Source organism: Pseudomonas sp. SMSB3 (assembly GCF_052041965.1).
GTDB lineage: Bacteria > Pseudomonadota > Gammaproteobacteria > Pseudomonadales > Pseudomonadaceae > Aquipseudomonas.
Window position 1 is genome coordinate 609,556 of the sequence record NZ_JBKGGV010000001.1, and the last position, 26,550, is coordinate 636,105.

A 26,550-nucleotide genomic window follows, 5' to 3' on the forward strand; every position below is an offset into this window, starting at 1 on the left:
CATGAAGCGACTGGCTGGTCTTTCCGCACTCGCCCTGATTATCTCCAGCACCAGTGGGTGTGGCTGGCTGTGGGGCGAAGATGGCTATTTCCGTGACCGCGGCAGCGATTACCTGCAAGCTCACCCGACTGCGCCCATGCAACTGCCGGCCGATGCCAGCAGCGCCAAGCGCCTTGACCCATTGCTGCCGATTCCACGCAACGTCGCCGACGACAGCGCCACTGGCGAGTTCGAAGTGCCGCGCCCGCAGCCGCTGGCGGCCGGCGTCCAGGCCAGCGACTACAGCCTGCAGCGCAGCGGCAACAGCCGCTGGGTCATGGCTCAGCACGCACCGGCCGAAGTCTGGCCGGTAGCGCGTCAGTTCTTCGAGGACAACGGCTTCCGGATCGCCGAAGAGCGTCCGCAGACCGGCGAATTCAACACCACCTGGCAGCGTTTCGATGAGCTCTCGGCCTCGCTGGGCCAGCGCCTGGCGAGCACCGCCAGCAGCGGCGATAGCGAAGTGCGCGTGCGTGTACGCATCGAGCCAGGCGTGCAGCGCAACACCTCCGAGGTGTACATCGTCAGCGTCGAGCGCCCGGCCGGCAGCAGCGCCGACACGGCGTTCCCGGCATCGTCGGTGAACAGCGGTGCCGATGCCCTGCTGGTCGACGAAATGCTCGCCAGCATGAACCGCAGCGCCGAGAAAGGCGGTTCGGTATCGCTGCTGGCCGCGCGCGACTTCGATGCGCCAAGCCGCGTCAGCCTGAGCGAAGACGGCAGCGGTAACCCGGTGCTGTTCCTTGGCGCCGACCTGGACCGCGCCTGGTCTGGCGTAGGCCGTGCCCTGGAGCAGGGTGGCGAGTGGCGCGTCGAGGACATCAACCGCAGCCTTGGCCTTTACTACATCAACCTGTCGGAAAAGCCTGAAGACAAGCACAACGAGCCCGGCTTCTTCGGCCGCATGTTCGGCAGCGAACCGACCAAGGAAGAACGCGAAGCGCGTGCCGAGCGTTACCAGGTGCGCCTGAGCAAGGTCGGCGAGAGCGTGCAGGTCACCGTCGAGAAGAACATCAACACCGTGGCCCCGGCCGATGTCGCCCGCCGCGTGCTGAGCGCCATTCAGGACAACCTGGGTTAAGTGCGTTTCGCAGTACTCGGAAGCGGGAGCCAGGGAAATGGCACGCTGATCGCCAGTGGTGACACTTTCATCCTGGTCGACTGCGGCTTTTCCCTGCGTGAAACCGAACGGCGCCTGGCGCTGCTCGGGGTTTCAGCAGCACAGCTGAGCGCGGTGCTGGTCACCCATGAACATGCCGATCACGTGCATGGGGTGGGGTTGCTGTCACGGCGCTACAATGTACCGGTCTACCTCAGCCAAGGGACCTTGCGCGGCATGCGCAAGCCGGTTGAGGCGGCCGGTTTTCTCGCTTGTGGCGAGCGTTTGCAGCTCGGCAATCTGCAAGTATGCGCCGCGCGTGTCGAGCACGATGCCTTCGAGCCGCTGCAGTACGTGTTCAGCGACGGCCAGCGGCGCTTCGGCATGCTCACCGACCTGGGCTCGTACGATGCGTTGCTGCTGGAGCGCTACCAGGGCCTGGACGCACTGCTGATCGAGGCCAATCACTGCCGTGACCTGCTGGCCCGCGGTCACTACCCGGCCTTCTTGAAACAGCGCGTGGGCGGCATGCGCGGGCATTTGAACAACCACCAGGCCGCGCGCCTGGTACAAGAGCTGGGCTGGAACAACCTGCAGCACCTGGTGCTGGCCCACCTCAGCAGCAAGAACAACCTGCCACACGTGGCCCGCCAGTGCTTCGTCGACACCCTTGGGTGCGACCCGGACTGGCTCCAGGTGGCGAATCAGGAACACGGGCTCGACTGGCGCGAAATCGCCTAGCCCAACACCTCAAGCAAGCGGAGCCCAATCATGGAAAAACGCGACGAACTCTACCGCGGCAAGGCCAAATCGGTTTACCAGACCGACGACGCCGACCGCTTGATCCTGCTGTTCCGTAACGACACTTCGGCGTTCGACGGCAAGCGCATCGAACAGCTCGACCGCAAAGGCATGGTCAACAACAAGTTCAACGCCTTCATCATGCAGAAGCTCGAGGAAGCCGGCGTGCCGACCCAGTTCGACAAGCTGCTGGGCGACAACGAGTGCCTGGTCAAGAAGCTCGACATGATCCCGGTCGAGTGCGTCGTGCGCAACTACGCCGCTGGCAGCCTGGTCAAGCGTTTGGGCGTGGAGGAGGGCATCAAACTGGAGCCGTCCACCTTCGAGCTGTTCCTGAAGAACGACGAGAAGGGCGACCCCTTCATCAACGAATCCCACGTTGTTGCGTTCGGCTGGGGCACCGCCGAGCAGCTGGTCGAGATGAAGAAGCTGTCGCTGAAAGTCAACGAAGTGCTGAGCAAGCTGTTCGACGACGCCGGCCTGCTGCTGGTCGACTTCAAGCTGGAATTCGGCGTGTTCCACGGCCAGATCGTCCTGGGCGATGAATTCAGCCCGGACGGCTGCCGCCTGTGGGACAAGGAAACCCGCAAGAAGATGGACAAGGACCGCTTCCGTCAGGGTCTGGGCGACGTGATCGAAGCCTACGAAGAAGTTGCCAAGCGCCTAGGCGTGCCGCTGTAAGCTGCACGCGCACGCAAGCGCCTGATACCACGCGAGTTTTTTTGAAAAAAGATTTGCCTTTCAGGAAAACGCTGGTATGATGCGCGGCATTGGAGAGATGCCGGAGTGGTCGAACGGGACGGATTCGAAATCCGTTGTACTGGCAACAGTACCTAGGGTTCAAATCCCTATCTCTCCGCCATACATGTAATGCAAAAACCCCTGATTCTTCACAGAGTCAGGGGTTTTTTGTTTGCGCCGACCTCAACGCCTCCCAACTCTGCAGCCGAGCACATTGACTTGCGCTGAGCACTCCAGCGCGATCAACCCTTCGTCGGCGCCCTGAGACAACCCACCACGTTGACCGGTTCCGGGCAATTTGTTTGTGCTGGCATTTCGGTTACAATCAGCGAAACGATTCAGCCTTGTCGGTCAATTCGACAAAAGCCTGAGTCGTTTTCTGGTTCTCTGGCCGCTGAACAATGATCACAACAAGCCCGCGCGCAAGAACACGATACACCTGGGCCAGCCACAGGCCCCACCTCCGTTCTACACACTGGAATTGATCAATGTTCAAGAAAGCTGGCAAGACCTTGCTGGGTCTGGCTGTCGCTGCGAGCTTCATGCAAGCGCACGCCGCAGAAACCAAGAAAGTCGATGTGCTGCTGGTCGGCGGCGGCATCATGAGCTCGACCCTGGCCGTGTGGCTGCATGAGCTGGAGCCAAGCTGGTCGATGGAAATGGTCGAGCGCCTGGACGGCGTCGCCGAGGAAAGCTCCAACGGCTGGAACAACGCCGGTACCGGCCACTCTGCGCTGGCTGAGCTGAACTACACCCCGGAAGACAAAGACGGCAACATCAACATCTCCAAGGCCATCGAAATCAACGAAGCCTTCCAGATCTCCCGTCAGTTCTGGTCGTGGCAGGTTCGTCAGGGCGTGCTGAAGAACCCGCACTCGTTCATCAACACCACCCCGCACATGAGCTTCGTCTGGGGCGATGACAACATCAAGTTCCTCAAGAAGCGCTACGAGGCACTGCAGGCAAGCCCGCTGTTCCGTCCTATGCAGTACTCCGAGGACCACGCGCAGATCGCCAAGTGGGTCCCGCTGATGATGGAAGGCCGTGATCCGAGCCAGAAGCTTGCGGTCACTTGGACGCCGATCGGCACCGACGTCAACTTCGGCGAAATCACCCGTCAGTTCGTTGGCCACCTGCAGACCCAGCAAGGCTTCGACCTGAAGCTGTCGAGCGAAGTCCAGGACATCAGCCGCAACGAAGACGGCTCCTGGCACGTCGAGTACAAGAACCTCAAGGACGGCAGCACGTCGGCGACCGACGCCAAGTTCCTGTTCATCGGTGCAGGTGGTGGTGCGCTGAAGCTGCTGCAGAAGTCCGGCATTCCGGAAGCCAAGGAATACGCAGGCTTCCCGGTGGGTGGCTCGTTCCTGGTGACCGAGAACCCGACCGTTGCCATGCAGCACATGGCCAAAGCCTACGGCATTGCCTCCACGGGTGCACCGCCCATGTCTGTTCCGCACCTGGATACCCGCGTGCTGGACGGCAAGCGCGTGATCCTGTTTGGCCCATTCGCCACCTTCTCGACCAAGTTCCTGAAGAACGGCTCGTACCTGGACCTGCTGAGCAGCACCACGACCCACAACGTGTGGCCGATGACCAAGGTTGGTATCGATCAGTACCCACTGGTCGAGTACCTCGCCGGCCAGCTGATGCTGTCGGATGACGATCGCTTCGAAGCCCTGCGTACCTACTTCCCGAACGCCAAGAAGGAAGACTGGAAACTGTGGCAGGCCGGTCAGCGCGTGCAGATCATCAAGCGCGACGAAGACAAGGGCGGCGTACTGAAGCTGGGTACCGAAGTGGTTGCATCGCAGGACCGCACCATCGCCGGTCTGCTGGGCGCCTCGCCGGGTGCTTCGACTGCGGCGCCGATCATGCTCAACGTGCTGGAAACGGTATTCAAGGAGAAGGTCGCTACCCCTGAGTGGCAGGCCAAGATCAAGGAAATCGTGCCTAGCTACGGCACCAAGCTCAATGACTCGGCAGCGGCCACCCAGAAAGAGTGGAACTACACCGCCGAGGTGCTGCAGCTGGCCAAGCCGCCGGTGATCGATGAAAGCGTCGAAAGCACCGTGGCGCCGAGCCAGGCAGTGGAAAGCAAGCCAGAGAACGACATGGCGCTGTAAGCGGCCAGGGTTGTCACAAAAAAACCACGGGCTGCCCCGTGGTTTTTTTTGGCCGATCGAACGCTGCTACGCCAGGCGCGGTCAATCTTGACTGAGGATGCAGTCCAGCAGGCCAGGAAAACGCTCGGCGAGCATCTGGCTGCGCAGCGAATTCATGTGCGTGGTGCCGACATTGCGGGTGTACACCAGGCCGGCGTCGCGCAACACGCGAAAGTGATGGGACATGCTCGACTTGGGGCGGCCGCCGTCAAGCTCGCCGCAACTGGCCTCGGTCACGCCGGCCAGGTGGCGGACGATACCCAGGCGCACGGGGTCGCTCAGCGCATAGAGCAGGCGTTCAAGGATCAGGTCTTCAGCGTTGGGGTGTGAGTAGGCTCGCATAACGCACATGATAACGAGGGTTTCACTAATTGCCATAGTTCGATTATGATCGAACAATCGTATTCCAACTGATCTGGAGTGACCCATGGCTGCCTTGTTCCAACCGTATACGCTCAAAGACATTACCTTGCGTAACCGCATCGCCATTCCGCCAATGTGCCAGTACTCGGCCGAAGACGGCATGATCAACGACTGGCATCACGTGCACCTGGCCAGCATGGCACGCGGCGGTGCCGGGTTGCTGGTGGTCGAGGCCACTGCCGTGGCACCGGAAGGCCGCATCACCCCCGGCTGCGCGGGGATCTGGAGCGACGCCCATGCCCAGGCTTTCGTGCCCGTGGTGCAGGCGATCAAGGCGGCCGGCTCCGTGCCAGGCATCCAGATCGCCCATGCCGGGCGCAAGGCCAGCGCCAATCGCCCGTGGGAAGGGGATGACCATATCGCCAGCGACGATGCCCGCGGCTGGGAAACCATCGCACCGTCGGCCATCGCCTTTGGTGAGCACCTGCCCAAGGTGCCACGTGCCATGACCCTGGACGACATCGCCCGGGTCAAGCAGGACTTCGTCGATGCGGCGCGTCGCGCACGTGATGCCGGTTTCGAATGGATCGAGCTGCACTTCGCCCACGGTTACCTGGGCCAGAGCTTCTTCTCCGAGCATTCCAACAAGCGCACCGATGCCTATGGTGGCAGCTTCGACAACCGTAGCCGCTTCCTGCTCGAAACCCTGGCGGCGGTGCGCGAGGTCTGGCCGGAAAATCTGCCACTGACCGCGCGTTTCGGCGTGATCGAGTATGACGGCCGTGATGAGCAGACGTTGGAAGAGTCGATCGAGCTGGCGCGTCGTTTCAAGGCCGGCGGCCTGGACCTGCTGAGCGTCAGCGTCGGCTTTACTATCCCGCAAACCAACATCCCATGGGGCCCGGCCTTCATGGGGCCGGTCGCCGAGCGCGTGCGCCGCGAGGCGGGCTTGCCGGTAACCTCGGCCTGGGGCTTTGGTACGCCGCAGCTGGCCGAGCAAGCGCTGCAAGCCAATCAGCTCGATCTGGTCTCGGTAGGTCGCGCGCACCTGGCCGATCCACACTGGGCGTACTTCGCCGCCAAGGAACTGGGCGTGGACAAGGCTTCGTGGACCCTGCCGGCGCCGTATGCCCACTGGCTCGAGCGTTACCGCTGATCCAGCCCGACCCGCAGCCGGTCAGTCTCTGCCGAACAGGGCGCGCGCTTCGTCGAAGCACTGTTCGGCGATGGCCGAGCGGGGCTCGCTGCGTCGCAGCAGCAGACCCACCGGGCTGAGGATGCTGGCTTCGGCAATGGGGATGATGCGCATGTGCTCGCTGAGGCCTTCCAGGCCGCATCCCAGCGGCATGATCGCGCAGCACACGCCGGCGTTGATGGCCTGGATCAGCTGGAATGTCGAGTCGCTTTCCAGCACCGCGTTCGGCGCCAGGCCACGGCTGCGCAAGCTCAGATCCAACGACTGGCGGTAGTGCATGCCCTTGCTCAACAAGCCCAGGGGAATATCGCCCAGCGCATCCCAGCGCAGGCTGTCGACGTCGAACTGAAAATGTTGCGTGTCGAACAACAGGCCCATGGTGGTAGTCCCCAGCTCGATCACTTCGAAGAAATTGGCGTTGACCTGGTCCAGGTAGCAGATGCCCAGGTCCAGCTGATTGCGGCTCAGGCCGTCCATGATCTGCTCGGTGCTGTGCGAGCTGAGCTGAAAGTGCAGCTCGGGGTATTTCTCGCGCAGTGGCAACAGCAGGTGCATGGGGTTGAAGCTGGCCAGCGGCACCGTGCCCAGGCGCAGGCTACCGACCACCTGGCCCCGGCAGCTGGCGGCCTCGGCCTGTAGGCCATCGTGAGCGGCCAACAGGGTGCGCGCCCAGGCCAGGATGCGCTCACCGGCTTCGGTGAAACCCTCGAAGCGCTGCCCGCGCTTGACCAGCACCAGGTCCAGTTCATCTTCGAGGTTGCGCAGGCGCATCGACAGGGTCGGTTGGGTGATATGGCACAGCGCTGCGGCCTGGCCGAAGTGGCGGGTTTGGTCGAGGGCGATGAGGAACTTGAGCTGCTTGATGTCCATGGGGGTGCCTGGCGTTCGGTTGTGCAGACCTTAACCCACGTCGGCGATAGATGTCATTGATCGACCGAATCGGCATTTCGATTGGACGCCTGCCAGGCTTGGCTCTAGCGTGACGCGCAGGTCATTCAAGGAGCCCTTGCCGTGCGCGTGCAACCCGACGCAGTCTTCGTACCGCTCAATATTGCTGTACTGACGGTCAGCGATACCCGCAGTTTCGATACCGATACCTCCGGGGCCTTGCTGGCCAGCCGTGCGGTGGACGTCGGCCATCGCCTGGTAGCGCGTGCCCTGCTGAAGGACGATCTGTACAAGATCCGCGCCCAGGTGGCGACCTGGATCGCCGATGACGCCGTACAGGTGGTGCTGATCACCGGCGGCACCGGCTTCACTGCGCGCGATAACACGCCCGAGGCAGTGCAGTGTCTGCTCGAGCGTAGCGTCGATGGCTTCGGTGAGCTGTTTCGCGCGTTGTCGATTCTCGATGTGGGCAGTTCGACCCTGCAAAGCCGGGCACTGGCCGGGATATCCAACGGCACCTTGGTGTGTTGCATGCCCGGTTCCACAGGCGCTTGCCGCACTGCCTGGGAAGGCATCCTGGTCGAGCAACTCGATGCGCGGCACCGGCCGTGTAATTTCGTCAAGCATCTGAAACCGATCCAGGCCTGCCCCAGCCGCGGCTAGTGTTCGCCACGCCGTTCAGCTCAACACGTAATCGACCGGGAGCAAGGCCGGCGGCAGTGGCTCGACCCCCAGCGCCGCCAGCACATCGCGCTCGACGGTGCGCACCAGGGCATCCATTGGCAGGTCATTCTCATCGCGCCCGAACGGATCTTCCAGCTCGTTGCCGATCGCATCGAGCCCGAAGAACGTATAGCTGACCAAGGTCGTGAACAGCGGCGCCAGCCAGCCCAGCGGCTCGGCAAGGGCGAACGGCAGCAGCAGGCAGAAGATATAGATGGTGCGGTGCAGCAGCAGGGTGTAGGGAAACGGCAGCGGCGACCCCTTGATCCGTTCGCAGGTCGCCTGCACTTGCGTCAAGCCGGCCAGGCGCTGCTCCAGCAAGGTATAGCGCCACTCACTGATCTGCCCCTGCTGCGCCAGTTGCGAACACTGGCTACCGATGCTGTCCAGGATGCCATTGCAGACATTGTGCGCGGCCACGGGTGCGGCCTGGCTCAGCCATGCCCGGGTGGCATTCGACTCGCACTCGTTGCGCAGCCGCGCATTCAGGCCATGGGCGAAGGCGCAGAGGCTGCGCAGCAGTTCGGCACGCAACGGCGCATCGGCAATCGCCACGCTTTGGCGAATGAACGAGCGGGTTTCGATGATCAACGTGCCCCATGCCTTGCGACCCTCCCACCAGCGGTCGTAGCAGGCGTTGTTGCGAAAGCTCATGAAGATCGACAGCGACAGCCCCAGCAGGGTGAACGGGGTGGCGCTGACGGGATAGAAGAACGCCGGGAAATGCCGCTCGACCAGCACGATCAACGCGGCCAGCACCGTCACCATCAGGCAGCGCAAGGCGATGCGCTTGATGATCGAGCCCTTGAGGGTGAACAGCACGCGCAACACGTCAGGGCGGGGGTGGACGATCATGGCAATCTCGAAACGGCGCGGTCAGCCGCCGGTCATGTTCATGAAGCGCAGGATCTGCACCTCGCCACCGACCTCGAAGTGATGACGGTAGGGCTTCAAGTGCAGCGAATCGCGGATCGCCTGCTCCAGCCGGGCGCTGTCGCCAGGGTGGGCGCGCAATACCTGCTTGAGGTCCACCGAGTGCTCGTTGCCCAGGCACAGCAACAGCCGGCCCTCGACCGTGAGCCGCACGCGGTTGCAAGTGGCGCAGAAGTTGTGGCTGTGCGGCGAGATGAAGCCTACCCGAGTGCCAGCGGCTTCGGCCAGGCGCCAGTAGCGTGCCGGCCCTTGGGACGACTCGGTCGATTCGACCAGGGTGAAATGCTCGGCCAGGCGCTCACGCACCTCTTCGCTGGAGCAGAACGACTCGCCGCGCTCGTGTTCGTCGATCACCCCCAGCGGCATCTCTTCGATGAAGGTGATATCCAGCTCACGGTCGACGGCAAAACGCACCAGGTCGACCAGCTCATGGTCGTTGCGGCCCTTGAGCACCACGCAGTTGAGCTTGGTGCGCTTGAACCCGGCCTGGCGCGCGGCGTCGATGCCGGCGATCACCTGGGCCAGATCGCCGGTGCGGGTCAGTTGCTTGAAACGCTCGGCATCGAGGCTGTCGAGGCTGATGTTCAGGCGGGTGAGCCCGGCATCGAACAGCGGCTGGGCCAGGCGCCCGAGCTGTGAGCCATTGCTGGTCATGCACAGCTCGCGCAACCCGGGCAGGGCGGCGATGCGCCCGCACAGATCGACGATGCCCTGGCGCACCAGTGGTTCGCCGCCGGTCAGGCGAATCTTGCGCGTGCCCAGGGCCACGAAGCGTTCGGCCACCTGGAACAGTTCTTCGAGGCTGAGGATCTGCTGACGCGGCAGGAATTGCATGTCTTCAGCCATGCAGTAGACGCAGCGGAAGTCGCAGCGGTCGGTGACCGACATCCGCAGGTAGTCGATTTTCCGGTTGTAGCCGTCGATCAGGGCCCGACTGTTCTGTTCCACGTAGGCACTCGAAGAAAGGGGGACGATCGGATCAAGCTATAGGGTGTGGCCTACGCCGTCAAATCGCTTTACCTGACTGCCCGATCAATCCCCTCTATCACGGCCTCGCGCCGCCGGTACAAGGGTTTGACCGTATCCAGGCGCCTGTGGTCCAACGCTCATCGAAGGCGCTTATCAAGGTGTAGGGCGTATCGATTGGACGGCTCTACCCGAGGCTCCATAGGCTTTAAAAAAGCACTGCAGTGTGAGGAGTGACCGCATGAGCCAGGACGAACATATCAGGGACTACAAAGGCCCGGCCGCCGGCTGGGGTGCGCTCAAGAGCGTGACCAAGAGCTGGCTGGGCAGCGACAACGCCTTCAAGAACCTGCGCGCCATGCTCAAGACCAATCAGAACGGCGGCTTCGACTGCCCCGGCTGCGCATGGGGCGAGTCGTCGGAAAGCGACATGGTCAAGTTCTGCGAGAACGGCGCCAAGGCGGTCAATTGGGAGGCCACCGGGCGCTCGGTGGATCCGGCATTCTTCGCCAGGTACAGCGTCAGCGCGCTGCGCGAACAGACCGATTACTGGCTTGAGTACCAAGGTCGGCTAACCCATCCGATGCGTTATGACGCAGCGAGCGATCACTACGTCGAAACCACCTGGCAGCAAGCGTTCGAGTTGATCGCCCAGCACCTGCGTGCGCTCGACTCACCTGATCAGGCCGAATTCTACACCTCGGGGCGGGCCAGCAATGAAGCGGCGTTCCTCTATCAGTTGTTCGTGCGCGCCTATGGCACCAACAATTTCCCCGATTGCTCGAACATGTGCCACGAAGCCAGCGGAGTGGCCATGGCGCAGACCCTGGGGGTGGGCAAGGGCACCGTGGTGTATGACGACCTGGCGCTGGCCGATGCCATCTTCGTGATCGGCCAGAACCCTGGCACCAACCACCCGCGCATGCTCGAACCACTTCGCGAAGCGGTCAAGCGCGGCGCCCAGGTGGTGTGTTTCAACCCGCTCAAGGAGCGCGGCCTGGAGCGTTTCCAGCACCCTCAGCACCCGCTGGAAATGCTCAGCAACGGCTCCGAACCGACCTCCAGTGCCTACTTCCGCCCAGCGTTGGGCGGCGATCTTGCTGCCATGCGCGGTATCGCCAAGTATCTGCTGCAGTGGGAACGCGAGGCCCAGGCCAACGGCGAACCTGCGGTGTTCGACCACGCTTTCATCGCCGAGCACACCAGTGGCCTGGACGATTACCTGGCGGCGCTGGATGCCACCTCGTGGGCGCACATCGTCGAACAGTCGGGGCTGACCCTGGCCGAGATCGAGTTGGCGGCGCGCATGTATCGCAAGGCCGAGCGGGTCATCATGTGCTGGGCCATGGGCGTTACCCAACACCGTCATTCGGTGGCGATCGTGCAGGAGATCGTCAACCTGCAGTTGCTGCGTGGCAATGTCGGCAAACCCGGGGCCGGGTTGTCGCCGGTGCGCGGCCACAGCAATGTGCAGGGCGATCGCACCATGGGCATCGATGAAAAGCCCAAGCCGGCGCTGCTCGATGCCCTGGAAAAACGCTTCAAGTTTCGCGTACCGCGTGCCGAGGGGCACAACGCGGTGCTGGCGATCAAGGCCATGGAGCAAGGCTTGGCCAAGGTGTTCATCGCCTTGGGCGGCAACTTCGCCCAAGCCACGCCTGACACGCCACGCACCCATGCGGCGCTGCGTAACTGCGCGCTGACGGTGCAAATCTCCACCAAGCTCAACCGCTCGCACCTGGTCACCGGCCGCGATGCGCTGATACTGCCGTGCCTGGGCCGTACCGAGATCGATCTGCAAGCCGAGGGGCCGCAGGGCGTCACCGTCGAAGACACCTTCAGCATGGTGCACATTTCCAATGGCCAGCTGCGCCCGCGCTCGCCGCACATGCGTTCGGAGCCATGGATCGTTGCCGGCATGGCCAAGGCGGTGCTGGGTAACCAGCCGATCGACTGGGAGTACGCGGTGGCCGACTACGACCGCATCCGCAGCATGATCGCCGATGTCATTCCCGGCTTCGCCGACTTCAACCAGCGCCTGCAACAGCCCGGTGGCTTCCACCTGGGCAACAGCGCCGCCGATCGGCAGTTCCGCACCGCCACCGGCAAAGCTCGGTTCATGCCGCTGACGCTGCCGGACACGCTGATCAATGCCAAGGTGCTGGAGCGCGGCGACAAGCCGGATCTAATCTTGCAGACCATGCGTTCGCACGATCAGTACAACACCACCTTGTATGGGCTCGATGACCGCTATCGTGGCGTGTTCGGCCTGCGTGAGGTGGTGTTCGTGAGCGCAGCCGACATCCGTCGCCTGGGCTTCGAACCTGATGAGCTGGTGGACATCGTGTCGTTGTGGGAAGACGGTATCGAACGGCGCGTCTCAGGCTTTCGTCTGGTCGCCTACGACATTCCGGACGGGCAAGCGGCAGCCTATTACCCGGAAACCAATCCGCTGGTGCCGTTGGAGAGTTATGGCGAAGGGACGTACACGCCGACATCCAAATTCATCGCCATCAAGTTACAGAAAGCCAAAGCCGGCAACCGCATCCAGGCGGTGCAGGCTGGCGATTGAGCCGCAGCGGGGCTGGTCCTGGGTAGTCAATGCCAGCCATGTCCAGCCCCGCTCAGGTTCGATGCACCGGAAACGCCGTGGTGTATTTCATTTGCTCCATGGCGAAACTCGAGGTGATGTTCGATAACCCTTCTGTTCGGGTGATGAGCTTCTTGTAGAAGCGGTCGTAAGCGGCGATGTCAGCGACTACCACCCGCAGCATGTAGTCCCAATCGCCCGACATGCGATAGAACTCCATGACTTCTTCGAATCCGTTGACCGTCGCGGCAAATTGCTCGAGCCACGTGCTGTCGTGGCGCTGGGTTTTCAGCTGGACGAAAACCGTCAGCCCCAGGCCCAGCCTTACGGGGTCCAGTAGGGCCACCCGGCCGATGATGTAGCCGTCTTCTTCGAGGCGTTTGACCCGTTTCCAGCACGGCGTGGTCGAGAGATTCACGGCTTCAGCCAGGTCTTTGAGCGACATTGAGGCATCGCGCTGCAGCAGGGTAAGGATGTGCTGGTCGAAGGTGTCCATCGAGAGGCGAACCGTTTGGAAAAATCTTCTCCGGACTATACCTCTTTTAGAAAACTATTCCTTCATGGCCAGACATTGCCGCCGCGCAGGGTTTATTGCCATAGTGGCAGGCCCAAACCCCGCGCTATCCTGCCCATAGGCCCGCCCATGTCCGACAAGCCGCGTAACTTCGCCACCCGCACCATCCACGCTGGCGAGCAGTTCGGTGTCGCCGATAACGCCATCTTTCCTCCCATCTACACCGCCAGCTCGTATATCAAGCGCAGCCTCGACGATCATCCGGAATATGCCTACAGCCGTGTCGGCAACCCGACCCGACATGCCTACGAGAGCTGCGTGGCTGCGCTGGAGGAGGGGGTCGGCGCAGTCGCCTGTGCCTCGGGGGTCAATGCCACGGCCACGGTGCTGGAGCTGCTGCCCAAGGACGCCCACGTGGTGGTGATGAACGGGGTGTATGGCGGCACGTTTCGTCTCCTCGAGGACTACCGCTCACGGACCTCGGGCCTGACCACCACCTACGTCGACCTCAATGATACCGAGGCCGTGGCGGCAGCGATCACCGCCCAGACCCAATTGATCTGGATCGAATCGCCGACCAATCCCTTGCTGCACCTGGTCGATATCAAGGCAGTGTGCGACTTGGCGCGCGAGCGCGGCATTCTCACCTGTATCGACAACACCTTCTGCTCGCCTTGGAATCAACGCCCGATCACCCTCGGGGTTGACCTGGTGATGCACTCGGCGAGCAAGTACATCGGCGGCCATTCGGACTTGACCGGTGGCGTGGTGGTGGCGGCCAACGAGGCGTTGCTGGCGCGCCTGCGCAAGATCAGCATGGCCGTAGGGGCGATCCAGGGGCCGTTCGATTGCTACCTGGCACTGCGCGGCTTGAAGACCCTGGACGTACGCATGGAACGCCAGTGCGCCAACGCCCTGCACGTGGCGCGTTTTCTCCAAGGCCATCCACAGGTCGAGCAGGTGTTCTATCCGGGGCTCGAAAACCATCCACAGCATGCGCTGTGCCAGCGGCAGATGCGCAGTGGCGGGGCAGTGGTGGCGATGAAGGTCAAAAATGGCGATCGCGCAGCGCTCAACCGCCTGATCGAGGCCCTGCAGATCTTCGTGCTGGCGGATTCGCTGGGCGGGGTCGAGAGCATGATCAACCACTCCTGGAGCATGTCGCACAATTCGCTCAGCGCGCAGCAAAAAAGCGAGATGGGCATCAGCGAAAACCTGCTGCGCCTGTCGGTGGGGCTTGAGGACTACCGCGACCTGATCGACGACCTCGACGGTGCGTTGCGGGCGGCGGCGGGGCAGTGACGGCGACGCTGCGCGCCGTGCGGGCCGGCCGGTGGTCCGGCACGCCCGCACGGCGGATGAATTCAGGGGGGATCAGGCTTTCGGGGGGTGGAGGATCCGTTCGATCTTGTCCTTGATCAGCAAGCGTTCCTTGCGCAGACGGTTGACCGTGTCATCGTTGGTGCCGTTGCCTTCTGCCGCCAGGACCTCTTTGTCCTTGGCGTTGTACTCCTTGTGCAGCGCGTGCAGCGTCTGGTCCTTGTCTATCAGCGCCTGAAAGTTTTCGGCGGTCACGTGCAGGTCAGCGAGTAAATCGTGCGGAACTGGCATTTCTTCACCTCGGTTGGGGTATCGATAAAGGCCTGACCCTGAGGATAGCCCTGTTTGCCCCCGGTTGAAATGCATGCTGTTCTCTGGCGCCGACTGAATGGCAGCTGAATGACCGGTGAAAAATTGTAAACAGCTGCGCTATCACGAATTTGTTAGCGTCTTTTTCACGAAAAATTGATGGCGCGCTTTTTACAGTCTCGCCAACTTGCCCAGGTGCTGATTTGCCTGCGGCGCTAACCTTCATTTTCGACTGCGAATGCCCATGCTCACCTTAAAACCGCTGCGGACCGAATGGGTCACGTTGTTGGCCAGCTTGTACCTGCTACTTGGCCTGAATGTGTTCTTGTGGGAACACCTTGAACAACTGGTTGCGCCCGGCCTGCCGGGGCTTTGGCTGGTCCTGGCATTCGCGGTGATCATGCTGTTCGCGTTCAACTTGGTGTTAACCCTGGTTGCCTTTCGCTATGTATTGAAACCGCTATTGATTGTGCTGTTCATGAGCGGTGCAAGTGCGGCCTATTTCATGAATCAATACGGCGTACTTATCGATGCCGGCATGTTTAGAAACATCGCTGAAACCAATCTGGCGGAAGTACGCGATTTACTCTCATTGAAGTTTGCCGGCTATCTCTTGCTGCTCGGCGTACTGCCTTCGGTGCTGTTATGGCGGGCGCCTATCGCCTACCGATCCTGGCACCGCGAGATCCTCGGCAAGCTGGTGGTCGGCGGCGCCTGTGTGGTTGCCGTGGGTTCGGTGGCCCTGGTCAATTATCAAGGGTTATCGTCGCTGTTTCGCAATCACCACGAACTGCGCTTGATGCTCACGCCGAGCAATATCGTCGGTGCCTCGTTCAGTTATGTCAGTGAGCGGGTCGGCACGGCAGCGCGGCCGTTCCAGTCCTATGGCGAGGATGCCAAGCGCGATGTGGCCTGGCAGAAACATCAGCGCAAGTCCTTGACCGTACTGGTGGTGGGTGAAAGTGCCCGCGCCGATCATTTCGGCGTGCTGGGTTATACCCGCGATACCACGCCGAATCTGGCCAAGGAACAAGGCCTGTTGAGCTTTACCGATGTGCATTCGTGCGGTACCGAAACCGCAGTATCGGTGCCTTGCATGTTTTCCGGCATGCCGCGCAAGGATTACGACCCTCGAGTGGCCAAGAACCGCGAGGGGCTGCTGGATATCTTGCAGCGCGCAGGGCTTGCCGTGCAGTGGCGTGACAACCAATCGGGCTGCAAAGGCACCTGCGACCGCGTGCAGTTCATCGATGTCGGCAAGCTCAAGGACGCGCAATGGTGCGCCAGCGGCGAATGCCATGATGAAATTCTGCTGCAGGGCCTGGATGCATTGATCGACCACCTCGACCAGGACACCGTGCTGGTGCTGCACCAGATGGGCAGCCACGGCCCTGAGTACTACAAGCGCTACCCGGCCGGCAGCGAGCGCTTCACCCCGGTGTGCCGCAGCAATGCGCTGAACCAGTGCAGCGAGGAGCAGATCATCAATGGCTACGACAACACCCTGGCCTACACCGACCAGGTGCTGGCAGGGCTGATCGACACCTTGCGCAGCAAACAGGCCGAGGTCGATACCGCGCTGATCTACCTGTCCGACCACGGCGAATCGCTGGGCGAGTACAACCTGTTCCTGCACGGCACGCCGTACGCCATCGCCCCTGAGCAGCAAAAGCATGTGCCCTTGCTGCTGTGGTTCTCCGACAGCTACAAGGCCGACTTCGCCGTGGACACCGATTGCCTTGGCAAGCTGCGCGATGCGCCGCTGTCTCAGGACAACCTGTTTCACTCCATGCTCGGCCTGCTGCAAGTGCGCAGCGCGGTCTACCAGCCGTCGCTGGACCTGTTCGCCAGCTGCCGGCCGTGGTTGGCTGCCCAGCGCTGAGGCGGTTGATTTCCTACATACAGGGTGCGGGTTTCACCCGCAAGGCCCGCGCCGTATATACTGCGCGCCAACGTTAGCGGGAGAGCCTTGTGGCCATCGACATTCACTGGATCCTAGACGACCAGACCCTGGCCGAGCATTGCCGCAGCTGGCGAGAATTGCCGTTCGTGGCACTCGACACGGAATTCATGCGGGTCGATACCTTCTACCCCAAGGCCGGCCTGATCCAGGTCGGGGACGGGCAGCGGGCTTTCCTGATCGATCCGTTGCGGGTCGGCAACTGGCAGCCATTGGCTGACTTGCTCGAGGACAAGCGCGTGGTCAAGGTGCTGCATGCCTGCAGCGAAGACCTGGAGGTGCTGCTGCGCCTGACCGGCAAGCTGCCGCAGCCGTTGTTCGACACCCAGTTGGCCGCCGGCTATCTGAACCTGGGCTTCTCCATGGGCTATTCGCGTCTGGTCCAGGAGGTGCTCGGGATCGAGCTGCCCAAAGGTGAAACGCGCTCCGACTGGCTGCAACGACCGTTGTCCGACACCCAGGTCAGCTATGCCGCCGAAGATGCCGTGCACTTGGCAGAGCTGTTCGCCGCTCTGCGCCCGCGGCTATCCGAGGACAAATACGCTTGGGTACTCGACGATGGCGCCGAGCTGGTGGCCGCGCTGCGCCGCGAAGTGGAGCCGCAGGCACTGTACCGCGACGTCAAGCTCGCCTGGAAGCTCGGCCGCCAGCAACTGGCCGTGTTGCGCGAGCTGTGTGCCTGGCGCGAACGCGAAGCACGCAGCCGCGACGTGCCGCGCAACCGTATCCTCAAGGAACACTCGCTGTGGCCCATGGCCAAGAGCCAACCCGACAACCTCACGGCGCTGGCCAAGATCGATGAAATGCACCCGCGTACCATTCGCCAGGACGGTGCCACGCTGCTCGAATTGATCAAGCGCGCCGCCAGCCTGCCGCCCGAGCAATGGCCAGAGCCGTTGCCCGAACCGCTGCCGATCGAGGCCGCAGGCGTGCTCAAGCGGCTGCGCGCGATCGGCCAGGCCGAAGGCGAGCGCCTGGGGATCGCCCCCGAACTGATGCTGCGCAAGAAAGCCCTGGAAGCACTGCTCAAGAGCGGCTATCCCAATGGCCCCTATAAACTGCCCGATTCGCTGCGCGGCTGGCGCCGTGAGCGTATGGGCCAGGCCCTGCTGGACGATCTGGCAGGCGCCGGAGACAAGCAATGAAACGTATCTGCTCGATCTACAAGAGCCCGCGCAAGAACGAAATGTACCTCTACGTGCTCAAGTCCGAAGGACTGGAGCGGGTGCCCGAAGCGCTGCTGCCGTTTTTCGGCACGCCGATCCACGCCTTCGACCTGGTGCTGACACCCGAGCGCAAGCTGGCCCGCGAGGATATCGTCAAGGTCCTGGACAACCTCGACAAGCAAGGTTACCACCTGCAGATGCCGCCGCCGGATGACGACTACATCGAGCATCTGCCTGAAGAACTGCTCCGCCGTAACGACCCGGCCTGAGCGTGCGCGTCCTGATCGCCGAGCACGACCACGCTCGCTATTGCCAGCTCCTGCACGAAACCCTGCCCGAGCTGTCTGTGCTCACCAGCGACGACTCTGCCGTGCTGGCCCGCCAGGCGCCGCAATGCGATATCTGGCTTGGGCAGCCAGACCTGCTGGCCAGTCTGCTGCGCCAGGGTCACACGCCGCAGTGGATGCAGTCGACCTGGGCCGGCATCACGCCATTGCTGGCAGCGGGCTTGCCACGCGACTACCGCTTGACCCGCGCCGTGGGCATCTTTGGTCAGGTCATGGCCGAGTACATGCTGACCTACATGCTCGGCCATGAGCGCGAGGTACTGCCGCGCCTGGTCAGCCAGGTCGAACGACGCTGGGACGAGCGCCCCGGGCGCAGCCTGCAAGGGCGCAAGGTACTGATCGTCGGCACCGGCGACATCGGCCAGCGGGTGGCCGAGCTGCTCGTGCCGTTCGGCGTGACGCTGTACGGCATCGCCAGCAGCGCCCGTACCCAGGCACCGTTCGTTGAAGTGGCGGGCCTGGCCGAGCTGTCGCGTCTGGTGGCTGAGGTGGATTATGTGCTCAACCTGCTGCCGGACACCCCAGCGACCCATGATCTCTACGACGCTGCGCTGTTTCAGCGCTTTCAGCCGACGGCGCTGTTCATCAACGCCGGTCGCGGCGCTGCGGTGGTCGATGCCGACCTGGTCGAGGCGCTCAAGCTCGGTCATCTGGCCGGGGCGGTGATCGATGTCTGCCGCCAGGAACCACTGCCACCGCGCCACCCGTTCTGGACCGCCTGGGGCCTGCTGCTGACCGGGCACAGTTCGGCGCCGACCTCGCCGCTGGCGATGGTGCAGTTGTTCGCCGAGAACGTGCGGGCCTACGCGAGCGGGCAAGGCTTGCGCGGCGAAGTGGATTTCCAGCGCGGCTATTGACGGCACCGGCCTGGCCCTGACAAGCGGTCTGGCATTGCCGCAGGCCAGGCTCTAGACTGGCGCCGCCGCGCGCCGTGGCATGAAATTGATAGCAGGAACCTGTGTAATGACCGCTGACAGTGCGCCGTTCTGGCGGCGCAAGACCCTCGAACAACTCAGCCCGCACGAGTGGGAGTCGCTGTGCGACGGCTGCGGCCTGTGCTGCCTGCAGAAACTCGAGGATGAGGACGACAACAGCGTCTATTACACGCGCATCGCCTGCAAACTGCTCGACCTGAACACCTGCCAGTGCAGCGACTATCCCAACCGTTTTGCCCAGGTGCCCGACTGCATTCAGCTCACCCCGGGCAAGGCCGATCAGTTCAAGTGGCTGCCCAGCACCTGCGGCTACCGCCTGGTCAGCGAGGGCAAGGACTTGCCACAGTGGCATCCGCTGGTCTGTGGCGACCGCAAGCAGGTGCATGAACAGCGCATCTCGCAGTCGGGGCGGATGCTCAGCGAGCTCGACGTCGACGAAGACGACTGGGAAGACCACCTGATTTTTCGCGCCAGCTGACCACAGGCTCAGGCGCCTCTGAGGAACAAGGAGTTTCTGTATGCGTTGCCCATTGTGGATGCTCCTCGCTGTTGCCGTGTGCCCGCCGGTGTGGGCGAAGAAGGTCGACCTCGATTACCAGGTCCGCCTGTTGCCCGCCACGGGCCAGGCTGAGGTGCGCTTGACCCTGGCCGAGGGCAGTGCCGTGCGCAGCCTGGACTTCGACCTGGGCAGCGCCGGCCTCTACAGCGGCTTTCACGCCGACGGCCAGTGGCAGCAGCAGGGCGCGCGCGGGGTATGGCGCCCCGCCGCCGGCACGACCCACCTCAGTTACCGGGTCAAGCTGGACCAGCAATTGCGCAGTGGCACCTACACCTCGCGTATCACGCCCCAGTGGGCCTTGTTTCTGGGTGATCAACTGGTGCCCCCGGCCCGCCTCGACCAGCAGGATGGCACCGAGCTGGTCGCGCGCATGAGCGTCGATCTGCCCGAAGGCTGGAAGAGTGTCGAGACGCGCTGGCCGCGCATCGGTAAAGACACGTTTCGCATCGACAATGTATCGCGCCTGTTCGACCGCCCCACCGGTTGGATACTGGCAGGTGAACTGGGCAGCCGCCGCGCGCGCCTGGGTGAAACCGACGTCACTGTGGCAGCGCCGGTGGGGCAGGGCATGCGGCGCATGGACAACCTGACCTTGTTGACCTTCGTCTGGCCGCATCTGCAGGCGGTATTCCCGAGAAACCCAAGCAAACTGCTGCTGGTCGGCGCCCGTGACGGCATGGCCCGTGGGGTAACGGCTGGCGACGGTTCGATCTACCTGCACAGCAGCCGGCCGCTGGTCAGCGAGAGCGGGAGCAGCCCATTGCTGCGCGAACTGGTGCAACTGTTCGCACAGATTCGCGTGCGTGATGACAGCGACTGGCTGGCGCAAAGCCTTACCGAATATTACGCGACCGAGCTGTTGCGCCGCGCTGGCGGCATCAGCGACGACCGCTACGAGGTATGGCAGGCACGGCTGCAGAAGCAAGGCAGCAAGGTGACGCAACTGCGCGCCGAGCATGCCACTGGGGCGCAGACGGCCCGGGCAGTGTTGCTGCTGCAGGCACTGGACAAGGAAATTCGCATTCACACCCAGTCCAAGCGTTCGCTGGACGATGTCACGCGCGCGCTGATGCGCCTGCCGAGCGTGAACACCGAAGAATTCGTGCAGATCAGTGAAAGCGTACTGGAGCGCAGGTCCGAGGTGCTACAGAGCAAAGTCCTGCGCTGACCAGTACGACGCCTGGTGTCTCAGAGGCCCGTCACCGGATCCTTACCAGTCACGGTCACCCCTTCGGTGGCCGCTTGCGCGCTGGATTTGAGCGCCTTCAGGTCGGCGGCGCTGCGTTGAATATCAGTACGCAGGCGTTGGTATTCCTGACGATGGCGCTCCAGCCAGGCCTTGGTCGCGCAGTGGCCCTTGACCCCGCGCACCACGGCCAGGCCACCGACCGCCATTTGCACCAGCCCGATCAGGCCGCCGCGGCGCAGGCCTTTGGTGAACATCAGCGCACCGCCGGCCAACGAGCCGGCACGTTCCAGACCCTGGACATTGTGTTCCTGCGCCGCAGTGGCGCGATGTTTATCGAGCATGGCAAGCCCTCCTTATGGAATGTAAGCAGCTGACCTGCTTGCCGCGATCAGCGTTCACTCCAGTGCACTGGAAGGTCTTGTCGGGTAGCGCGACTACTTGAATTTTGGCCCTGAGCGGGTATTGAGGCCCTTGGCCATACGGTCGTACAGCACCACATTCACCGTGGCGGCAAGGTTCATGCACCCTTCGGTGGGGATATAGATGGTTTCTTCGCACCATCCCCGGACCTCTTCGCTCAGCGAACCGTCTTCAGGGCCAAAGATGTAGATCGCCCGATCCGGGTGGGTGTAGTCAGGCAGCGGCCTTGCGCCGTCCACCAGTTCCACCGCCACTGGCGTGCAGCCCAGTGGGATGATGCGCTGCAGGTCGTCGATGCCGATCAGCGGGATATCGTAGTGCACGCGCTTGGTGTCGGTGACGAAATCGCGCGCCCGTTCATAGCGCTTGCCGGTATAGAACACCGAGCTGACGCCATAGCAACCCGCGGCGCGCATCACCGAACCGACATTTTCGGCCGACTTGGGGTTGAACAGGCCGATGCAGCTGTATCGTTTGTTTGCCACGTACCGGGGCCCTTGGCGAAAAAACCGAGATTATACGGGCTTGCCGGCAGTGGTGGGTGAGCAATCGCGGCTCAGTCTTTCTTCAGCAGCCCAGCGAGCCCGGCAAACGGGTTGTGGGTGGCCTTGGCGATGCTTGGGGTGATGGTCGAGCCTTCACTGAAATACTGCTGGTCGGTGTAGCGCGAGTGCTCGTTGTCGTGGCAGTACAGGCACAGCAGCTCCCAATTGGAGCCGTCCTGCGGGTTGTTGTCGTGATTGTGGTCACGGTGGTGCACGGTCAGCTCGCTCAGGCGCTTGCCGGCGAATTCGCGGGCGCAGCGGCCGCAGACGTGCGGGTACATCTTCAGGGCCTTGTCGCGGTAGCCCATCTCTTTGTCGCGCTTGGCGTCGGCGAGGATGCGGTCGAGGCGGGCAGTGGCCGCGGCGGAGGAAGACGAACTCATGGTGTTTCCTTTGTTCTGATCAGGCAGGTGACGGTTATGCCATCGAGTCTAGCGCGCTTGCAGGGGCAGCGGACAGGCGCAAAGACGAATATCGGCGTAGCCTGTACAGAGGTTTTCGACCGGAGGTTGCCGATGTATCACGCGCTCCTCACCGCCGTGCTGCTCGCCGCTGCGCCTGGGGCGCTGGCGGCCGACGCGCCGCCCAGGCTCACTACCCCGGTGCCCGGCGCACCTGGCACTGCCACGCCCACGCCGTATCCGCAGATTACCCCGAGCGCGCCACCCAAGGCCTACGACCGCCATCCGGGCGCGCCGCTGTTGCCGCCGATGCCGCGCCCCGGTCCACCCAGGGACCAGCCGCTGCCCGGGCTGCGCCAGGACGCGCCGAAGGCGGTCGGGCAGGATGACTAGGCGTTCAGCTCGCCCAGTACGAAGGCGTATTCCAGGGCCACGTCCTTGAGCCCCTGATAGCGCCCGCTCATGCCGCCATGCCCGGCACCCATCTCGGTCTTGAGCAGCAGCAGGTTGTCGTCGGTCTTGAGCGTGCGCAGCCGAGCCACCCACTTGGCCGCTTCCCAGTACTGCACGCGGCTGTCGTTGTAGCCGGCCACTACCAGCATCGCCGGGTAGGCCTGGGCGCTCACGTTCTCGTAGGGCGCATAGGCCTTGATACGTTCGTATACTTCAGGCTCTTCAGGGTTGCCCCATTCGTCGTATTCGGTGACGGTCAACGGCAGCTCGGGGTCGAGCATGGTGTTGAGCACATCGACGAACGGCACCTCGGCAATGGCGCAGCGGAACAGCGCCGGGCGCAGGTTGAGGACCGCGCCGATCAACAGCCCGCCCGCGCTGCCACCGCTGATGGCCAGGCGCTCTGGCGTGGTCACGCCTTGCTCGATCAGGTGTTCGGCACAGGCGATGAAGTCGCTGAACGTGTTGGCCTTGTGCGCCTGTTTACCGGCCCGGTACCAGGCTTCGCCGAGCTCTCCGCCGCCGCGCACGTGGGCGATGGCGAAGGCCACGCCACGCTCGAGCAGGCTCAGGCGTGCATGCGAGAACCACGGGTCGAGGCTCTCGCCGTAGGCGCCGTAACCGTACAGGTACAGCGGCACGCAGCGGCCTTGGTCTTGCCGACGGCGGACCAGGCTGATCGGCACCTGCGTGCCATCGGCCGCGCGCGCCCACAAGCGCTCGCTGATGTAGGCGTCGGCGTCGAAGTCGCCGAGCACCGGCGTCTGCTTGAGCACCTGCTGGGCGCCACTGGCCAGCTCCAGCTGACGCACCTGGGCGGGGCGGTTGAGGGCCTCGTAGCGCAGGCGCACACGGGTGCTGGTGAATTCCAGGCTGTCCTGCACGTACAGGCTGTAGGCTGCATCGGGCAACTCCACGCGGTAGCTCGGCTGGTCCTGCGGACGCACTTCGATGATCGGCAGGCCGCCTTCGCGCAGGCTCAGGGTCAGGGCACTGGCATTGAGGCTCAGGCCTTCGAGCATGCTGTCGTGGCGATGCGGTACCAGCACTTGCCAGTGCTCTCGGCTCGGTACGGGCGTCGCCTGTGCGTGATAGAGGGCGAAGTTGATGCCGTCCTGGTTACTGCGGATGAACCAGCGCCACTCACCGTCGAGCTGACCATGGTCGGGAAAGTACTCATGGTCCTCGACCCGCGGCGCCAGGCAGGTGAACGCTGCCTGGGGCGTGTGCGCATCCAGCACCCAGGCTTCGCTGGTGGTCTTGCTGCTCAGCAGCAGCACTAGCTGGCGCTCGGAGCTGGTGCGGTAGCAATGCAGGAAAAAGCGCCCGTCGGGCTCTTCGAACACCGTGGCGGCGCCTTGCTGGGCCAGGGTGTGGCGGCGCAGGCGCCACGGGCGATGAGTATCGTCGAGCTCGGCGAAGAACAGCGTCTGGCTGTCGTTGGCCCAGGTCATGCTGCCGTCGCAGTCGTCGAAGGGCAGGGCGGTCACGGCACCGCTGGTCAGGTCCTTGACATAGAGGGTGTAGATTTCATCGCCGCTGCTATCGACGCTGTAGGCCAGCAGCTGATGGTCGGGGCTCACGCTGAATGCCCCCAGCGACAGGAAACCGCCGCCTGCCAAGGCGTTGGGGTCGAGCAATAGCTGTTCCTGCTGCGGGTCGACGTCGTTGCTGTCATCGCTCGGGCGCGGGCAGCGATAGTGACGCGGGTACTCATCGCCCGCGGTGGTGCGCGTGTAGTACAGATACGGGCCCCAAGGCGTGGGCAGCGACAGGTCGGTTTCGAGAATGCGGCCCTTGATCTCTTCGAACAGCTGCTCGCGCAGCGGCGCCTGGTCGGCCAGGCAGGCCTGCTGGTAGGCGTTCTCGGCGTGCAGGTACTCGAGCACCTCGGGGCTGTCGCGCTGTTGCAGCCAGGCGTAGGGATCGGCGCCTTGGGCCTGGCGGGCGAGGGGAGGCTGGGGCTTGGTAGGCATCGGGGATCCTTGAGCGGAACAGGGAGACGCTGTCTGCGCCCTGAAAAGTGTTTATCATAGGCATCTCTTCGCCTGGCTTGCACGAACACCATGATCGAGAACGAATACACCTTCGCCTGGGGCCTTTATGTAGTCGCGGCGCTCGGCTGCCTGCTGGTGGGCTTCAAAATCACCGGGTGGATGTGGCGCTGGCTGCGCGAACCGCTGCGAGTGATCATTGCCGTGCTGCTGCTGACGCCGACCATCGTCGACCCGGTCAAGGACAGCTTCGCCCCGGCCATCGCCATCACTGCCCTGGATCTGGCCTTCAAGGTCGGCAGCAATGCCTGGCGGGCGATCTCCGATATCGCCATGTACGGCATGATCGCCTTCGCCCTGTATATCGTCTTCGTGCTGGTTCGCTGGCCGTTGGAAAAGCGCGCCCGCGAGCGTCGCGCCCAGGCCGACGCCGCCGCACAGCGCCGCGCCGCCGAGGACCACGCGGTGGTGGTCGATGCGCCGCTGGCGGCCGAGCGCCAGGATCGCTACCGCAGTGCTCCGGCGCCTGTCGGCGGCCGGGTCGAGCCACGCTTGTAAGCGGAGATAGCGCATGTGTGAACTGCTGGGCATGAGTGCCAACGTCCCCACCGACATCGTCTTCAGTTTCACCGGGCTGATGCAGCGCGGCGGGCGCACTGGCCCGCACCGCGACGGTTGGGGTATCGGTTTCTACGAGGGGCGCGGCCTGCGTCTGTTCCAGGACCCGGCGGCCAGCAGCGAATCGGAAGTGGCCAACCTGGTGCAGCGCTATCCGATCAAGAGCGAGGTGGTGATCGGGCACATTCGCCAGGCCAACGTTGGCCGGGTGTGCCTGTCCAATACCCATCCGTTCGTGCGCGAGATGTGGGGCCGCAACTGGTGCTTCGCGCACAATGGCCAGCTTGGTGCGTTCAGTGGCGAGGCGACGTTCTATCGCCCGGTAGGCGACACTGACAGCGAAGCGGCATTCTGCGACTTGCTCAACCGCATTCGCGCGGCCTTCCCCGAGCCTGTTGAAGTCGAACAGCTGCTGCCGGTGCTGGTCGAAGCCTGTGCCGGCTACCGCAGCAAGGGCGTCTTCAATTGCCTGCTGTCAGACGGCGACTGGCTGTTCTGCTTCTGCTCGACCAAGCTGGTTCACATCACCCGACGCGCCCCGTTCGGCCCGGCACGCCTGAAGGATGTCGACCTGATCGTTGATTTTCATACCCAAACCACACCCAATGATGTGGTGACGGTGATCGCCACCGAGGCCTTGACCGAGAACGAGACCTGGCGGCGCTACGAACCGGGCCAATGGGGCCTGTGGCGCCACGGAGAGTGCGTTTCGCAAGGCCAGAGCTAAGGATGCTGCATGTTCAGAAGTTACCTGCGGTTGCTGCTGTTCACGGTCGGCCTGTTGGCCGGTATCCAGGTGCCCGGGCTGGTCAAGGACTACAGCCAGCGGGTCGAGGCGCACCTGTTCGAGTCGCGCCAGGCGCTCGACGGCTTCAAGCAGACCGCCGAGCGCTTCTTCAACGGCGACCTGCAAGCCCTGGTGCGTCACTACCGCACCAGCGATGACCCGGTCTTCAACAGCGACGCTAACAGCATCGAGAGCCTGCTGATCCGCAATCAGCTTCTCGAAGACGAATGGCAGGCCCTGCAAGGCGGCTGGTTGAGCCGTACCTGGCATGTCCTGGTACAGCCGGATCGGCAACTGCGTGAAGAAACCCTCAACGCCTACAGCTACCAGATCCTGCTGGTACCCGAAGCCATCGCCTGGGGTATCGGCACAGGGTTCGTGCTGGCCCTTGTGGTCGAGAGCCTGCTGCTGGGGCTGGGTTGGGTGATACTGGGCGGACGCCGCGCGGCGGTCAAAGAGAGCTGGCGCTGATCGCCAAGGTCCTGCCGGCGCAGACACAGGAGCATGTTCAGTTGAAACCCCTGCTACTC

28 protein-coding genes and 1 tRNA gene are annotated in these 26,550 nt (G+C 63.2%); 19 read left to right on the plus strand and 10 right to left on the minus strand.

Annotated features, from left to right (window positions below; all coding sequences use genetic code 11):
- Position 1 precedes the first annotated feature (1 nt).
- From bamC to mqo, 5 genes are all read left to right on the plus strand, one after another.
- Positions 2 to 1,120 (plus strand): outer membrane protein assembly factor BamC, encoded by a 1,119-nt coding sequence (gene bamC, locus ACLEJW_RS02840; protein WP_145186005.1) that lies wholly within the window; start codon positions 2 to 4, stop codon positions 1,118 to 1,120.
- Positions 1,121 to 1,879 carry an MBL fold metallo-hydrolase gene (locus ACLEJW_RS02845; RefSeq protein WP_145186008.1) on the plus strand — a complete coding sequence of 253 codons (759 nt, stop codon included), beginning with the start codon at positions 1,121 to 1,123 and terminating at the stop codon, positions 1,877 to 1,879.
- 30 nt (positions 1,880 to 1,909) lie between these two features.
- Positions 1,910 to 2,620, plus strand: coding sequence for a phosphoribosylaminoimidazolesuccinocarboxamide synthase (gene purC, locus ACLEJW_RS02850; RefSeq protein ID WP_016392503.1), 711 nt, complete (start codon positions 1,910 to 1,912; stop codon positions 2,618 to 2,620).
- Between the two features lie 91 nt (positions 2,621 to 2,711).
- Positions 2,712 to 2,801 (plus strand) — tRNA-Ser (locus ACLEJW_RS02855).
- A gap of 367 nt (positions 2,802 to 3,168) precedes the next feature.
- Positions 3,169 to 4,806, plus strand: a complete 1,638-nt coding sequence (mqo, locus tag ACLEJW_RS02860; protein ID WP_440776950.1) for a malate dehydrogenase (quinone) — start codon at positions 3,169 to 3,171, stop codon at positions 4,804 to 4,806.
- 81 nt (positions 4,807 to 4,887) lie between these two features.
- On the opposite strand, the gene ACLEJW_RS02865 is transcribed toward mqo, so the two are convergent.
- Positions 4,888 to 5,223: an ArsR/SmtB family transcription factor gene (locus tag ACLEJW_RS02865; protein ID WP_145186175.1), complete on the minus strand. Its 336-nt coding sequence runs from the start codon at positions 5,221 to 5,223 to the stop codon at positions 4,888 to 4,890.
- Positions 5,224 to 5,272: 49 nt separating this feature from the next.
- Between ACLEJW_RS02865 and xenA the strand changes: the two genes are divergently transcribed.
- Positions 5,273 to 6,364, plus strand: coding sequence for a xenobiotic reductase XenA (gene xenA, locus ACLEJW_RS02870; protein ID WP_313296843.1), 1,092 nt, complete (start codon positions 5,273 to 5,275; stop codon positions 6,362 to 6,364).
- Between the two features lie 21 nt (positions 6,365 to 6,385).
- Here xenA and ACLEJW_RS02875 read toward each other — a convergent pair whose 3' ends face one another.
- Positions 6,386 to 7,273: a LysR family transcriptional regulator gene (locus ACLEJW_RS02875; protein ID WP_440776951.1), complete on the minus strand. Its 888-nt coding sequence runs from the start codon at positions 7,271 to 7,273 to the stop codon at positions 6,386 to 6,388.
- A 141-nt stretch (positions 7,274 to 7,414) separates the two neighbouring features.
- Between ACLEJW_RS02875 and moaB the strand changes: the two genes are divergently transcribed.
- Positions 7,415 to 7,954 carry a molybdenum cofactor biosynthesis protein B gene (gene moaB, locus ACLEJW_RS02880; protein WP_313296848.1) on the plus strand — a complete coding sequence of 180 codons (540 nt, stop codon included), beginning with the start codon at positions 7,415 to 7,417 and terminating at the stop codon, positions 7,952 to 7,954.
- A gap of 15 nt (positions 7,955 to 7,969) precedes the next feature.
- Here the strand turns inward: moaB and ACLEJW_RS02885 are convergent, their stop codons facing one another.
- Together ACLEJW_RS02885 and moaA are read right to left on the minus strand one after the other, a co-directional pair.
- Positions 7,970 to 8,869 carry a bestrophin family protein gene (locus ACLEJW_RS02885; RefSeq protein ID WP_145186186.1) on the minus strand — a complete coding sequence of 300 codons (900 nt, stop codon included), beginning with the start codon at positions 8,867 to 8,869 and terminating at the stop codon, positions 7,970 to 7,972.
- A gap of 21 nt (positions 8,870 to 8,890) precedes the next feature.
- Positions 8,891 to 9,895: a GTP 3',8-cyclase MoaA gene (gene moaA, locus ACLEJW_RS02890; RefSeq protein WP_440776952.1), complete on the minus strand. Its 1,005-nt coding sequence runs from the start codon at positions 9,893 to 9,895 to the stop codon at positions 8,891 to 8,893.
- A gap of 259 nt (positions 9,896 to 10,154) precedes the next feature.
- Between moaA and ACLEJW_RS02895 the strand changes: the two genes are divergently transcribed.
- Positions 10,155 to 12,485 carry an FdhF/YdeP family oxidoreductase gene (locus tag ACLEJW_RS02895; RefSeq protein ID WP_313455799.1) on the plus strand — a complete coding sequence of 777 codons (2,331 nt, stop codon included), beginning with the start codon at positions 10,155 to 10,157 and terminating at the stop codon, positions 12,483 to 12,485.
- Positions 12,486 to 12,537: 52 nt separating this feature from the next.
- Here ACLEJW_RS02895 and ACLEJW_RS02900 read toward each other — a convergent pair whose 3' ends face one another.
- Complete coding sequence (locus tag ACLEJW_RS02900) at positions 12,538 to 12,999, minus strand: Lrp/AsnC family transcriptional regulator (protein ID WP_313296859.1); 462 nt, start codon at positions 12,997 to 12,999, stop codon at positions 12,538 to 12,540.
- Between the two features lie 135 nt (positions 13,000 to 13,134).
- On the opposite strand from ACLEJW_RS02900, the gene ACLEJW_RS02905 reads away from it, so the two are divergent.
- Positions 13,135 to 14,319 carry a trans-sulfuration enzyme family protein gene (locus ACLEJW_RS02905; protein WP_313296990.1) on the plus strand — a complete coding sequence of 395 codons (1,185 nt, stop codon included), beginning with the start codon at positions 13,135 to 13,137 and terminating at the stop codon, positions 14,317 to 14,319.
- A gap of 72 nt (positions 14,320 to 14,391) precedes the next feature.
- Here the strand turns inward: ACLEJW_RS02905 and ACLEJW_RS02910 are convergent, their stop codons facing one another.
- Positions 14,392 to 14,628: a YdcH family protein gene (locus ACLEJW_RS02910; RefSeq protein WP_313296861.1), complete on the minus strand. Its 237-nt coding sequence runs from the start codon at positions 14,626 to 14,628 to the stop codon at positions 14,392 to 14,394.
- Positions 14,629 to 14,890: 262 nt separating this feature from the next.
- Here ACLEJW_RS02910 and ACLEJW_RS02915 point away from each other — a divergent pair, with 262 nt between their 5' ends.
- From ACLEJW_RS02915 to ACLEJW_RS02940, 6 genes are all read left to right on the plus strand, one after another.
- Positions 14,891 to 16,528 (plus strand): phosphoethanolamine transferase, encoded by a 1,638-nt coding sequence (locus ACLEJW_RS02915; RefSeq protein ID WP_313296863.1) that lies wholly within the window; start codon positions 14,891 to 14,893, stop codon positions 16,526 to 16,528.
- An 89-nt stretch (positions 16,529 to 16,617) separates the two neighbouring features.
- Positions 16,618 to 17,751 (plus strand): ribonuclease D, encoded by a 1,134-nt coding sequence (gene rnd / locus ACLEJW_RS02920; RefSeq protein ID WP_145186205.1) that lies wholly within the window; start codon positions 16,618 to 16,620, stop codon positions 17,749 to 17,751.
- On the plus strand, positions 17,748 to 18,041 hold the full coding sequence (locus tag ACLEJW_RS02925; protein WP_145186208.1) for a YcgL domain-containing protein: 294 nt from the start codon (positions 17,748 to 17,750) through the stop codon (positions 18,039 to 18,041). The genes rnd and ACLEJW_RS02925 overlap by 4 nt, the downstream gene beginning before the upstream one ends.
- Before the next feature lie 2 nt (positions 18,042 to 18,043).
- Entirely contained in the window at positions 18,044 to 18,976 is a 933-nt protein-coding gene (locus ACLEJW_RS02930; protein WP_313296872.1) for a D-2-hydroxyacid dehydrogenase, read from the plus strand.
- A 106-nt stretch (positions 18,977 to 19,082) separates the two neighbouring features.
- Entirely contained in the window at positions 19,083 to 19,532 is a 450-nt protein-coding gene (locus ACLEJW_RS02935) for a YcgN family cysteine cluster protein (RefSeq protein ID WP_145186214.1), read from the plus strand.
- Positions 19,533 to 19,572: 40 nt separating this feature from the next.
- Positions 19,573 to 20,781 carry a hypothetical protein gene (locus ACLEJW_RS02940; RefSeq protein ID WP_313296877.1) on the plus strand — a complete coding sequence of 403 codons (1,209 nt, stop codon included), beginning with the start codon at positions 19,573 to 19,575 and terminating at the stop codon, positions 20,779 to 20,781.
- Between the two features lie 20 nt (positions 20,782 to 20,801).
- Here the strand turns inward: ACLEJW_RS02940 and ACLEJW_RS02945 are convergent, their stop codons facing one another.
- The 3 genes from ACLEJW_RS02945 to ACLEJW_RS02955 form a co-directional block, all read right to left on the minus strand.
- Entirely contained in the window at positions 20,802 to 21,143 is a 342-nt protein-coding gene (locus ACLEJW_RS02945; protein ID WP_440776953.1) for a DUF2892 domain-containing protein, read from the minus strand.
- 93 nt (positions 21,144 to 21,236) lie between these two features.
- Positions 21,237 to 21,707 (minus strand): RNA methyltransferase, encoded by a 471-nt coding sequence (locus tag ACLEJW_RS02950; RefSeq protein ID WP_145186223.1) that lies wholly within the window; start codon positions 21,705 to 21,707, stop codon positions 21,237 to 21,239.
- Between the two features lie 71 nt (positions 21,708 to 21,778).
- Positions 21,779 to 22,150 (minus strand): YajD family HNH nuclease, encoded by a 372-nt coding sequence (locus tag ACLEJW_RS02955; protein WP_313296885.1) that lies wholly within the window; start codon positions 22,148 to 22,150, stop codon positions 21,779 to 21,781.
- A 132-nt stretch (positions 22,151 to 22,282) separates the two neighbouring features.
- Between ACLEJW_RS02955 and ACLEJW_RS02960 the strand changes: the two genes are divergently transcribed.
- Positions 22,283 to 22,561, plus strand: a complete 279-nt coding sequence (locus ACLEJW_RS02960) for a hypothetical protein (RefSeq protein ID WP_313296888.1) — start codon at positions 22,283 to 22,285, stop codon at positions 22,559 to 22,561.
- Here ACLEJW_RS02960 and ACLEJW_RS02965 read toward each other — a convergent pair.
- A complete protein-coding gene (locus tag ACLEJW_RS02965; RefSeq protein ID WP_313296891.1) occupies positions 22,558 to 24,597 on the minus strand; it encodes a S9 family peptidase in 2,040 nt (679 codons plus the stop codon). The two genes, ACLEJW_RS02960 and ACLEJW_RS02965, sit on opposite strands and share 4 nt — an antisense overlap.
- Before the next feature lie 90 nt (positions 24,598 to 24,687).
- Between ACLEJW_RS02965 and ACLEJW_RS02970 the strand changes: the two genes are divergently transcribed.
- From ACLEJW_RS02970 to ACLEJW_RS02980, 3 genes are read left to right on the plus strand one after another with little or no spacing between them, the layout of a single operon-like run.
- Positions 24,688 to 25,173 (plus strand): MFS transporter, encoded by a 486-nt coding sequence (locus ACLEJW_RS02970; protein WP_145186235.1) that lies wholly within the window; start codon positions 24,688 to 24,690, stop codon positions 25,171 to 25,173.
- 13 nt (positions 25,174 to 25,186) lie between these two features.
- Positions 25,187 to 25,960, plus strand: a complete 774-nt coding sequence (locus ACLEJW_RS02975; protein ID WP_145186238.1) for a class II glutamine amidotransferase — start codon at positions 25,187 to 25,189, stop codon at positions 25,958 to 25,960.
- Between the two features lie 9 nt (positions 25,961 to 25,969).
- The gene (locus tag ACLEJW_RS02980) at positions 25,970 to 26,491 is read left to right on the plus strand and encodes a DUF2937 family protein (protein ID WP_313296898.1); all 522 of its coding nucleotides are present in this window, start codon (positions 25,970 to 25,972) and stop codon (positions 26,489 to 26,491) included.
- Positions 26,492 to 26,550 lie beyond the last annotated feature (59 nt).

What these genes read in the sequence shown, in the direction of transcription:
- bamC (WP_145186005.1), top strand. Translation starts at nt 2, where the DNA reads ATGAAGCGACTGGCTGGTCTTTCCGCACTCGCCCTGATTATCTCCAGC.
- purC (WP_016392503.1), top strand. Translation starts at nt 1,910, where the DNA reads ATGGAAAAACGCGACGAACTCTACCGCGGCAAGGCCAAATCGGTTTAC.
- mqo (WP_440776950.1), top strand. Translation starts at nt 3,169, where the DNA reads ATGTTCAAGAAAGCTGGCAAGACCTTGCTGGGTCTGGCTGTCGCTGCG.
- ACLEJW_RS02865 (WP_145186175.1), bottom strand. Translation starts at nt 5,223, where the DNA reads ATGGCAATTAGTGAAACCCTCGTTATCATGTGCGTTATGCGAGCCTAC.
- xenA (WP_313296843.1), top strand. Translation starts at nt 5,273, where the DNA reads ATGGCTGCCTTGTTCCAACCGTATACGCTCAAAGACATTACCTTGCGT.
- ACLEJW_RS02875 (WP_440776951.1), bottom strand. Translation starts at nt 7,273, where the DNA reads ATGGACATCAAGCAGCTCAAGTTCCTCATCGCCCTCGACCAAACCCGC.
- ACLEJW_RS02885 (WP_145186186.1), bottom strand. Translation starts at nt 8,869, where the DNA reads ATGATCGTCCACCCCCGCCCTGACGTGTTGCGCGTGCTGTTCACCCTC.
- ACLEJW_RS02895 (WP_313455799.1), top strand. Translation starts at nt 10,155, where the DNA reads ATGAGCCAGGACGAACATATCAGGGACTACAAAGGCCCGGCCGCCGGC.
- ACLEJW_RS02900 (WP_313296859.1), bottom strand. Translation starts at nt 12,999, where the DNA reads ATGGACACCTTCGACCAGCACATCCTTACCCTGCTGCAGCGCGATGCC.
- ACLEJW_RS02910 (WP_313296861.1), bottom strand. Translation starts at nt 14,628, where the DNA reads ATGCCAGTTCCGCACGATTTACTCGCTGACCTGCACGTGACCGCCGAA.
- ACLEJW_RS02915 (WP_313296863.1), top strand. Translation starts at nt 14,891, where the DNA reads ATGCTCACCTTAAAACCGCTGCGGACCGAATGGGTCACGTTGTTGGCC.
- ACLEJW_RS02925 (WP_145186208.1), top strand. Translation starts at nt 17,748, where the DNA reads ATGAAACGTATCTGCTCGATCTACAAGAGCCCGCGCAAGAACGAAATG.
- ACLEJW_RS02935 (WP_145186214.1), top strand. Translation starts at nt 19,083, where the DNA reads ATGACCGCTGACAGTGCGCCGTTCTGGCGGCGCAAGACCCTCGAACAA.
- ACLEJW_RS02940 (WP_313296877.1), top strand. Translation starts at nt 19,573, where the DNA reads ATGCGTTGCCCATTGTGGATGCTCCTCGCTGTTGCCGTGTGCCCGCCG.
- ACLEJW_RS02945 (WP_440776953.1), bottom strand. Translation starts at nt 21,143, where the DNA reads ATGCTCGATAAACATCGCGCCACTGCGGCGCAGGAACACAATGTCCAG.
- ACLEJW_RS02955 (WP_313296885.1), bottom strand. Translation starts at nt 22,150, where the DNA reads ATGAGTTCGTCTTCCTCCGCCGCGGCCACTGCCCGCCTCGACCGCATC.
- ACLEJW_RS02960 (WP_313296888.1), top strand. Translation starts at nt 22,283, where the DNA reads ATGTATCACGCGCTCCTCACCGCCGTGCTGCTCGCCGCTGCGCCTGGG.
- ACLEJW_RS02965 (WP_313296891.1), bottom strand. Translation starts at nt 24,597, where the DNA reads ATGCCTACCAAGCCCCAGCCTCCCCTCGCCCGCCAGGCCCAAGGCGCC.
- ACLEJW_RS02970 (WP_145186235.1), top strand. Translation starts at nt 24,688, where the DNA reads ATGATCGAGAACGAATACACCTTCGCCTGGGGCCTTTATGTAGTCGCG.
- ACLEJW_RS02975 (WP_145186238.1), top strand. Translation starts at nt 25,187, where the DNA reads ATGTGTGAACTGCTGGGCATGAGTGCCAACGTCCCCACCGACATCGTC.
- ACLEJW_RS02980 (WP_313296898.1), top strand. Translation starts at nt 25,970, where the DNA reads ATGTTCAGAAGTTACCTGCGGTTGCTGCTGTTCACGGTCGGCCTGTTG.